General features: G+C 72.1%; 8 protein-coding genes. 5 read left to right on the plus strand and 3 right to left on the minus strand.

All coding sequences use genetic code 11. The annotated features are described in order from the left end of the window. The first annotated feature begins 25 nt into the window (after positions 1-25). The 5 genes from ABD352_RS17735 to ABD352_RS17755 all read left to right on the plus strand — a co-directional run bounded on the left by ABD352_RS17735 (position 26) and on the right by ABD352_RS17755 (position 5538). Complete coding sequence (locus ABD352_RS17735; protein WP_344613485.1) at positions 26-1564, plus strand: cobyric acid synthase; 1539 nt, start codon at positions 26-28, stop codon at positions 1562-1564. Between the two features lie 120 nt (positions 1565-1684). Continuing rightward, the gene (locus ABD352_RS17740) at positions 1685-2359 is read left to right on the plus strand and encodes a uridine kinase family protein (protein ID WP_344613486.1); all 675 of its coding nucleotides are present in this window, start codon (positions 1685-1687) and stop codon (positions 2357-2359) included. Then, complete coding sequence (locus ABD352_RS17745) at positions 2356-3444, plus strand: M48 family metallopeptidase (RefSeq protein ID WP_344613487.1); 1089 nt, start codon at positions 2356-2358, stop codon at positions 3442-3444. Before ABD352_RS17740 ends, ABD352_RS17745 begins: the two co-directional genes overlap by 4 nt. Before the next feature lie 29 nt (positions 3445-3473). Next, positions 3474-3668: a hypothetical protein gene (locus tag ABD352_RS17750; RefSeq protein ID WP_344613488.1), complete on the plus strand. Its 195-nt coding sequence runs from the start codon at positions 3474-3476 to the stop codon at positions 3666-3668. Positions 3669-4182: 514 nt separating this feature from the next. Further along, the gene (locus ABD352_RS17755; RefSeq protein WP_344613489.1) at positions 4183-5538 is read left to right on the plus strand and encodes a dipeptidase; all 1356 of its coding nucleotides are present in this window, start codon (positions 4183-4185) and stop codon (positions 5536-5538) included. Positions 5539-5597: 59 nt separating this feature from the next. On the opposite strand, the gene ABD352_RS17760 is transcribed toward ABD352_RS17755, so the two are convergent. The 3 genes from ABD352_RS17760 to ABD352_RS17770 are packed head-to-tail and all read right to left on the minus strand — an operon-like array spanning position 5598 to position 8832. Beyond that, positions 5598-6050, minus strand: coding sequence for a response regulator (locus ABD352_RS17760; RefSeq protein ID WP_344613490.1), 453 nt, complete (start codon positions 6048-6050; stop codon positions 5598-5600). Then, on the minus strand, positions 6047-7615 hold the full coding sequence (locus tag ABD352_RS17765) for a sensor histidine kinase (RefSeq protein WP_344613491.1): 1569 nt from the start codon (positions 7613-7615) through the stop codon (positions 6047-6049). The genes ABD352_RS17760 and ABD352_RS17765 overlap by 4 nt, the downstream gene beginning before the upstream one ends. After that, positions 7612-8832: a PP2C family protein-serine/threonine phosphatase gene (locus tag ABD352_RS17770; RefSeq protein ID WP_344613492.1), complete on the minus strand. Its 1221-nt coding sequence runs from the start codon at positions 8830-8832 to the stop codon at positions 7612-7614. Before ABD352_RS17770 ends, ABD352_RS17765 begins: the two co-directional genes overlap by 4 nt. Positions 8833-8874 lie beyond the last annotated feature (42 nt).

Here is an 8874-nt window from a genome sequence, read left to right on the forward strand (position 1 = left end):
GTACCCCCACGGCAGAATGGGCGGCGTGAGAGGCAAGGGTGGTTTGCTCGTCGCGGGAACCACGTCGGACGCGGGCAAGAGTCTGCTGACGGCGGGGATCTGCCGGTGGCTGCACCGGCAAGGAGTCAACGTCGCGCCGTTCAAGGCGCAGAACATGTCGAACAACTCGGCCGTCGCGATCGAGCCGGACGGCACCGGGGGCGAGATCGGGCGCGCGCAGGCCCTGCAGGCGGTCGCGTGCGGGCTGGCGCCGAGCGTTCGCTTCAACCCGGTGCTGCTGAAGCCCGGCTCGGACCGCCGCAGCCAGGTCATCGTTCTCGGGCAGGCGGTCGGGCACATCGGCGCGGCGAACTACGCCGAGATCAAGGACCGGCTCCGGACGACGGTGCTGGACACGCTCGAAGAGCTGCGGGGCCGCCACGACGTGGTGATCTGCGAGGGGGCGGGCAGCCCGGCGGAGATCAACCTGCGGGCGATGGACCTGGCCAACATGGGGCTGGCGCGGGCCGCCGACCTTCCGGTGATCGTGGTGGGGGACATCGACCGGGGCGGGGTGTTCGCGGCGCTGTTCGGCACGCTGGCGCTGCTCGACGCCGAGGACCAGGCGCTGGTCAGCGGGTTCGTCATCAACAAGTTCCGGGGCGACGCGGGGCTGCTGCAGCCGGGGGTGGATTCGCTCACGCAGCTGACGGGGAGGCCCACGTTCGGGGTGCTGCCGTGGTCGTACGACCTGTGGCTGGACGCCGAAGACTCGCTCGCCTACGACGGGCGGGTGCTGGGGCGGCCGGCGCCGGCGCGGGGCAGTCAATGGCTGCGGGTGGCCGTGATCCGGCTGCCGCGGCTGTCCAACGCCACCGACGCCGAGGCGCTCGCGTGCGAGCCCGGCGTGCAGGTGCGGCTCACGGTCGAGCCCGCCGATCTGGCCGACGTCGACCTCGTGGTGGTGCCCGGCAGCAAGTCCACTGTGGACGACCTGGGTTGGCTGCGCGTGCGCGGCCTGGCCGACGCGATCGTCCGGCACGCGAAGGCGGGGCGGCCGCTGCTGGGGATCTGCGGGGGGTTCCAGATGCTGGCCGAGCGCATCGACGACGAGGTGGAGAGCGGGCGCGGCACGGTCTCGGGGCTGGGGCTGCTGCCGGTGGACATCGCGTTCGCGGCGCGCAAGACGCTGGCCCTGCCGAAGGGGACGGCGTTCGACGGGGTGCCCGTCCAGGGGTACGAGATCCATCACGGCCGGGTCGTCCGCGGCGCCGAACGGCCGCTGATCAGGCTGCCGGACGGGACCGGGGAGGGTGCGGTGGTGGGCAACGTCTTCGGCACGCACTGGCACGGGGCCTTCGAGTCGGACCGGTTCCGGCGGGCGTTCCTGACCGAGGCGGCCCGGCTCGCCGGGCGCACGGGCTTCGAGGTGGCGCCGGACACCTCGTTCGCGGCACTGCGGGAGCGGACTGTCGACGTGCTCGGGGACCTGGTGGAGGAGCACCTCGACACCGACGCCCTGTGGCGGCTCATCGAGGGGGGCGCGCCGGAAGGGCTGCCGACGATCACGGCCAGGAGGGGATGAAGAGCATGATGAGCCGTTCGTACTGCGGGTGAGTTCGGCAACGCCGATAGGCCCGCGGGTACGACGTGGGCCGAGACGGTCGCCGTGCAGCGATGGTGCGCGTGTAGAGACGGGGGAGCGGTGAAAGGGACGTATCGAGAGCTCGCCGACCTGGTGCTGGCGCGGCCGGCGCGGCTGGGCGCAGTGCGGCTCATCGGGGTCGACGGGCGGGCCGGATCGGGGAAGACGACGTTCGCCCGGCGGCTGGCGGCGGAGCTGGGCACGCGCCGGCGGGTGACCGTGCTGCACACGGACGACTACCTCGACGGGTGGTCGAAGCTGCTCATCTGGCAGCAGCGGCTGCGGGAGTGGGTGTTCGAGCCGTTCCGGCGCGGGGAGGCGGGGGCATATCGGCAGTACGACTGGGAGCGGGAACGGCTCGGCGACGAATGGACGAGCATCGAGCCGCCGGACGTGCTGGTCGTCGAGGGCGTTGGCAGCGCCTCGGTGGGGATGCGGCCGGACCTGACGCTCGGCGTGCTGGTCCACGCGCCTCGCGAGCTGCGGATTCGGCGCGGAATCGAGCGGGACGGCGAGGCGCTGCGCGACGAGTGGATGCGCTGGATGGCGTCCGAGGACGGGCACTTCGCCGAGGACAAGCCCTCCGCCGCCGCCGATGTGCTGGTGGACGGGGATCCGGTGGAGCCGCACGACCCGGAAATTGAGTACATCATCGGCCCGAGCGGGTGGACGGCCGGCGCAACACTGGAGGACGATCCGGATAAGGGGCCGGACGGGGAGGAGCGGAGCGGATGACCACTGACGAGGCGCAGAGCGGGAATCCTCCGGCGCGGCGACGGGTCGTGCTGACGGGGATCAGTTCGCGGGCCTGGGAGCATCCGGCCGACCGGGGAGCACTGGTCGCACTGCGGGAGCTGCGCGGCTTCGACGACGTGCTGAAGTCGCTGCACGCGCTCTGGAACGAGCGTGCCTGGCGGCTGCAGTTCCTCGGCAACGCGATTCGTGTCGACCACCGGCAGTACCCGCGGGTCCATCGGCTGCTGGCGGAGGCCGGCGCTTCGCTGGACGTCGCCGAGTTGCCCGAGCTGTTCGTGCAGCAGGACCGGTCGATCAACGGCATGTGCATCGGCATGTCGAAGCCGTTCATCGTGGTCAACTCCGGTGCGGTGGAGCTGCTCGACGACGAGGAGCTGCGGTGCCTGCTCGGGCACGAGCTCGGGCACCTGGTCAGCGGGCACGCGGTGTACCGGACGATGGTCATGATCCTGACCGACTGGGCGGTGCGGCTGGCCTGGCTGCCGGTCGGCTCGATGGTCCTGCGGGCGATCGTCGCGGCGCTGATGGAGTGGTGGCGCAAGGCCGAGCTGTCGGCGGACCGGGCCGGGCTGCTCGCCTGCCAGGATCCGGCGGCGTCGCTGCGGCTCGCGATGAAGCTGGCCGGCGGCGGCGACCTGTCTGAGGTCGACACCACCGCGTTCCTGGAGCAGGCGGCCGAGTTCGACCGGGCCGGGGACCTGCGCGACAGCCTGATCAAGATCCGGATGGTGACGGCCCGCTCGCACCCGATGCCCGTGGCGCGGGCGGCCGAGGTGCGGGCCTGGATCGATAGCGGGGAGTACCAGCGGATCCTCTCCGGCGACTACCCGCGGCGCGACGACGACGGCAACGCGTCGGTGAGCGAGGAGATCAAGGCGGCGGCGGCCTCGTACCGGGAGGCGTTCAGCCGGTCGCAGGACCCGCTGGTGTCGCTGCTGCGCAAGCTCGGCGACGGTGCTGTGGACGTCGGTGGCTGGGTCGGCGCCGGGGCCGGTCGAATGCGTGGCTGGATGCGCGGCAACGGATCGGACGAGGGCGGGGAAGGCCGGACCGCGGAGGCCTAGGAGAGCGGCTCGCCCTCAGAGGACCGGGATTGCGGGCCCGTCGTTGGGCCCGCCCGGTGACGGGCACCGCGGCCGCCGGGCGGCCCGGCACCGACGGTCGGGCGGGGCGCCCGTCGACGGTCGGGCGGGCCGGCGTCGCGGCCGTCGGGCGGGCCGGCGTCGCGGCCGTCGGGCGGGCCGGCGTCGCGGCCGTCGGGCGGGCCGGCGTCGCGACCGTCGGATGATCGGCGCCTCGGCCGCCGGGTGACCGGCCGTGGGGAGGCGCAGGGCGTCGGCTGTCGTTGGGCGATGTGGCTGCGCCGGGGATCGATGTGGCTGCGCCGGGGATCGTGGGTGGATGTAGCCGAGAGAGGCCCGGCGTGGACGTCGGCGCGGAACGTGGGCGGACTGAGGCCGAGGGGGACTCCGCTTCCCGGCGGCCGTGGTCGTGGCGAAGGGCCTGGGGCTGCGGTCCGGGAGCAGGCGCCCCCTGGGCAGAGGGGGCGAACCGAGCGACCTGGGGGTGCTTTGGATTGATGCGTGGACCGGGCGAGCCCGGCCGGGGCAGGGGGCCTTGGGTCGGAGCGGGCGAGGCCGGCGTGGATGACCCGGGGCGGGAGGCCTTGGACTGGTGGGTTGAAGCGGGCGAGCACGGGGGTAGACGGACCGCGCGAAGGGGGTAGCGGGGGCCTGTTGCTCGTGGTGGCTGGAAATGGGGCGGAGAGCACGCTCGAGAGGGCTGCGCAGTAAGTTCTGCGTATGACAGTACGAACCGAGGAAGAACTTCGCGCCGCGATCCGGCGGGAGATGCCGGGCGTGCGCGCGGATCTGGAACGGCTGGTTCAGATCCCGGGGATCGCGTTCGCCGGGTTTGATCACAGTCACGTGGAGCGGTCGGCCGAGGCCGTGGCGGAGCTGCTGCGCGGGGCTGGGGTGCCGGACGTGCGGATCGTGCGTCAGGGTGGGCAGCCCGCGGTCATCGGGCGTCGGCCCGCGCCGCCCGGGGCGCCTACCGTGCTGTTGTACGCGCATCATGACGTACAGCCGGTTGGGGATCTTCAGCAGTGGCGGAGTGACCCCTTCGTGGCCGTCGAGCGGGACGGGCGGCTGTACGGGCGTGGCGTGGCCGATGACAAGGCCGGGGTCATGGCGCACATCGCGGCGCTCCGGGCCTTCGGGGACGACCTGCCGGTCGGGGTGGTCGTCTTCATCGAGGGCGAAGAGGAGTACGGGTCGGAGTCGCTCGAGGATCTGTTGCGGGAGTACCGCGACGACCTCGCGGCCGACGTGATCGTCATCGCGGACTCCGGGAACTGGGACATCGGGCAGCCGGCGCTCACCACCGGGCTGCGCGGGATCGTGAACGGGTTCGTCGAGGTGCGGGTGCTGGAGCAGGCCGTGCACAGCGGGATGTTCGGCGGGGCGGTCCCCGACGCGCTGATCACGCTCTCGCGGCTCATCGCCAGCCTGCACGACGACAACGGGGACGTTGCCGTGGAGGGGCTGCTCCGCACGCCCTCGGCGCCGCTGGACTATCCCGAGGAGCGGTTCCGGGAAGAGGCCGGGATGCTCGACGGGGTGCAGTTCATCGGCAGCGGGCGGCTGGTCGAGCGGCTGTGGACGCGGCCCGCGATCTCGATTCTCGGCATCGACGCGCCGCCGACGTCCGGGGCGCCCAATGCGCTGGTGCCGGTGGCGAAGGCGAAGTTCAGCGTGCGGATCGCGCCCGGGGACTCGGCGCAGCAGGTGTACGACGCGATGGTCGAGCACCTGAACCGGCGCGCGCCCTGGGGGGCCAAGGTGACCATCGAGCTCGAGCAGCTCGGGGAGCCCTGTCAGATCGATGCCACCGGGCCCGCGTACGACGCGGCGCGGGAGGCCTTCGCGGCGGCCTGGGACGGTGCCGCTCCGGTAGACATGGGAATCGGCGGTTCGATTCCCTTCATCGCCACGTTCCAGGACCTGTTCCCGAAGGCGGCGATCCTCGTCACCGGGGTCGAGGACCCGGAGACCGGGGCGCACGGGCCGAACGAGAGCCTGCACCTCGGCGAGTTCGAGCGGGTGTGCACGGCCGAGGCGCTGCTGCTGGCGAAGGTCGCGCAGCTCCCCGCCTAGCGGTGATACGTCGGATGAGTCCGGACATCGAGGATGTCCGGACTCATCCGCTACAAGGGTCAGCTACGCGGCGGCAGCTTGACGACGCTCACGAAGAACTCGTCGATCTGGCGCACCACGGCGATGAAGCTGTCGAAGTCGACCGGCTTGGTCACGTAGGCGTTCGCGTGCAGCGAGTAGCTGCGCAGGATGTCCTCGTCCGCCTGCGAGGTGGTCAGCACGACCACCGGGATCCGGCGCAGGTCCTGGTCCTCCTTGATGACCTGCAGCACCTCCCGGCCGTCGACGCGTGGCAGGTTGAGGTCCAGCAGGATGAGGTCCGGCCGGGTGGCGTCGGCGAACCGGCCCTCGCGCCGCAGGTAGGCCAGGGCCTCCTCGCCGTCCTGCACCACATTGAGCTTGTTGCGGACCTTGTGCTCCTCGAACGCCTCCTGCGTCATGAGCACGTCGCCCGGGTCGTCCTCGACGAGAAGCACCTCGATCGGCAGGGATGCTTCCACGGGTGCGCTCATGAAGCGGACTCCTCTAACACGACGGCTGGAACGGGGAGCGTGAACCGGAACAGCGTACCTTCGCGGTGCGCGGGGTCGATCCAGATCCGGCCGCCATGGTATTCGACGATCTTCTTCGCGATGGCCAGGCCGATGCCGGTGCCGGGGTACGTCTCCTTGGCGTGGAGCCGCTGGAAGATCACGAAGACCTTGTCGGCGAACTCGGGCTCGATGCCGATGCCGTTGTCCTCGACGCTGATCTCGTACTCGCCGGTTTCCGTGGGGTGGCCGTCGATGATGATCCGCGGGGGGACGTCGGGGCGGCGGAACTTGATGGCGTTGCCGATGAGGTTGCTGAAGAGGGCGCCGAGGAGCGGTTCCTCGCCGCGCACGGCGGGGAGGTCGGTGAAGATGATCTCGGCGTTGGTGGCCTCGCGCTGGGCGTCGAACTGCGCGGCGGCGTCGAGGACCACCTTGTTGAGGTCGACCTCGGTGAAGCCGTTGGTCAGCCGGCCGATGCGGGAGAACGCGAGCAGGTCGTTGATGAGCCGCTGCATGCGCTGGGCCCCGTCGACGGCGAAGCCGATGTACTGGTCCGCGCGCTCGTCGAGCTGCCCGGAGTACCGCCGCTGCAGGAGCTGGCAGAAGCTGGCGACCTTGCGAAGCGGCTCCTGCAGGTCGTGGCTGGCCACGTAGGCGAACTGCTCGAGGTCCCGGTTGGAGCGGGTCAGCTCCGCCGCCTGCTGCTCGAGCATCCGGTTGGCCTCCTCCACCTGGCGGCGGGCCTCCTGGACGTCGGTGAGGTCGGCGTTGATCCGGCGGCGCATGGTGTCGACGTCGCCGGCGAGGTCGGCCAGCTCCGGTGGGCCGAGGCTGTGGATCTCGTAGTCGTAGTCGCCCGCCGCCACCCGCCGCACCTCGGCCGCCAGGTTGGTCACCGGCCGGGTGACGAGGCGGCGCAGGAGCAGCGCGAGCATTGCGCCGGCCACCACCACGACCACGGCGGCGAAGATCAGCAGGAGGACGAGCACGTTGCCGGTCTGGCGCACCTCGACGGAGACCGCGTCCCGGCGGGCGATGAGCTGCTGCGACAGCTTGGTGATGCGGCCGGCGGCGTCGTTGTAAATGGCGCGCGAGCTGTCCGTGGGCGCGGCCCGCTCCGGGTCCACGCCGCTGGACTTCGTCTGCTGGATCACTGGTTCCGTGACCTGGCTGCGGTACGCCGCCGTGCCCGCCGCCACCTGGCGCAGCGTTTCCGCGAGGACCGGGTCGTCCCCGACGAGCCGCTGGGTCTCCGCCAGGATCTGCGCCTCCTGTGCCTGGCTGTCGCGGTAGTTGTCGAGATCGGAGTCCTTGCCGGTCAACGCGTACGTCCGGACGCTGGACTGCTGGCGCAGCAACTGGGAGTACAGCCGCTCGGCATTGACGAGGGCCGGCGTGAGGTGGTCCATCACCTGGTTGGTGTCGGTGCGGTTGGCTGTGGCGGTGATCGCGGCGCTCACCGCGATGAGGCCGAGGAGGCCCGCGACGACCGCGCACAGGGCGATGATGCGCCGCCACAGCGACCAGGAGGCTGGGGGGTTCATGACGTCCTCGATGGGGTCAGCAGGAGCACGGCGATGTCGTCGGGCACCGGGCCGCCGTTGTGCGCCTCGGCCTGCAGTGCCAGCCAGCCGGGCAGGTCCCGCGGGGCGGCCCGGTTGGGCTCCCGCAGCACCTGGCACAGCCCGTCGACGCCGAGGCGCTCACCGGCCCCGGCGTCGGCGCCGGCCGCGCCCTCGATGAGCCCGTCGGTGTACAGCAGCAGCGCCCAGTCGTCGTTGGTGCCCAGCCCGATCTCGGCCGCCGGTCGCGGCATGCCCGGCACGACGCCCAGCACCAGCCCTGGGTCCACGTCGCACGGCTCGGCCCGGCCGTCGCGGATCAGGATCGGCGGCGGGTGCCCGGCCAGGCGGATGCGGGCGGTGCCGGTGGTCAGGTCGACGGTGGCCACCGCGACGGTCGCGAAGAGCTCGTCGGTGCGCCGCTCGGCGACGAGCACCTGCTCCAGGGAGTCCAGCATCTGCTCCTCGGGCACGCCGGCCAGCACCAGGGCCCGCCAGGCCACGCGCAGGGCCACGCCCAGCGGCGCCTCGTCCACGCCGTGGCCGCAGACGTCGCCGATGAGCAGGTGCAGGCGGGCGCCGCCGTCGACCCCGATGGCGTCGAAGAAGTCCCCGCCGAGCAGGGCGCGGTCGCGGCCGGGGCGGTAGATGGAGTACAGCTCGGCGGCCACGTCGCGCATCAGCGGCTGGGGGAGCAGGCCGCGCTCCAGGCGGGACGACTCGGCCTGGCGCAGTTCGGACTCGCGCAGCAGGCGGGCCTGCTCGTCGGCGCGCCGGCGCTCGACCGCGTACCGCACCGCGCGCGACAGCCCGGCCCCGTCCACGGTGCCCTTGACCAGGTAGTCCTGCGCGCCCTCGGCCACCGCGGCGGTGCCCAGGTGCTCGTCCTCCAGCCCGGTGAGCACGCAGACGGCGGCGCCGGCCGCGTGCTGCAGGACCTGACGCAGGCCGTCGAGGCCGCTGGCGTCGGGCAGGCCCAGGTCGAGCAGGATGCAGTGCACGTCGCGGAAGCGCGGCCGGGCCTCCCGCATCGTCTGCGCGATGTCCACGTCGAATGGGGCGTCGGCCTCCGCGAGCAGCTCGCGGACCAGGAACGCGTCGCCCGGATCGTCCTCGACCAGCAGCACGCGGATCCGCTCGCCGGCGAATGGTCCGATCCGTCGGCTGCGCAGATCCACGGTCGTGCTGAAGTCAGCCATGCCTAGACCCGCCCAAGGGGCACAGGTATTTGCCGTGCAGCA

Origin of the sequence: Dactylosporangium salmoneum (assembly GCF_039532525.1) — a bacterium.
GTDB lineage: Bacteria > Actinomycetota > Actinomycetes > Mycobacteriales > Micromonosporaceae > Dactylosporangium > Dactylosporangium salmoneum.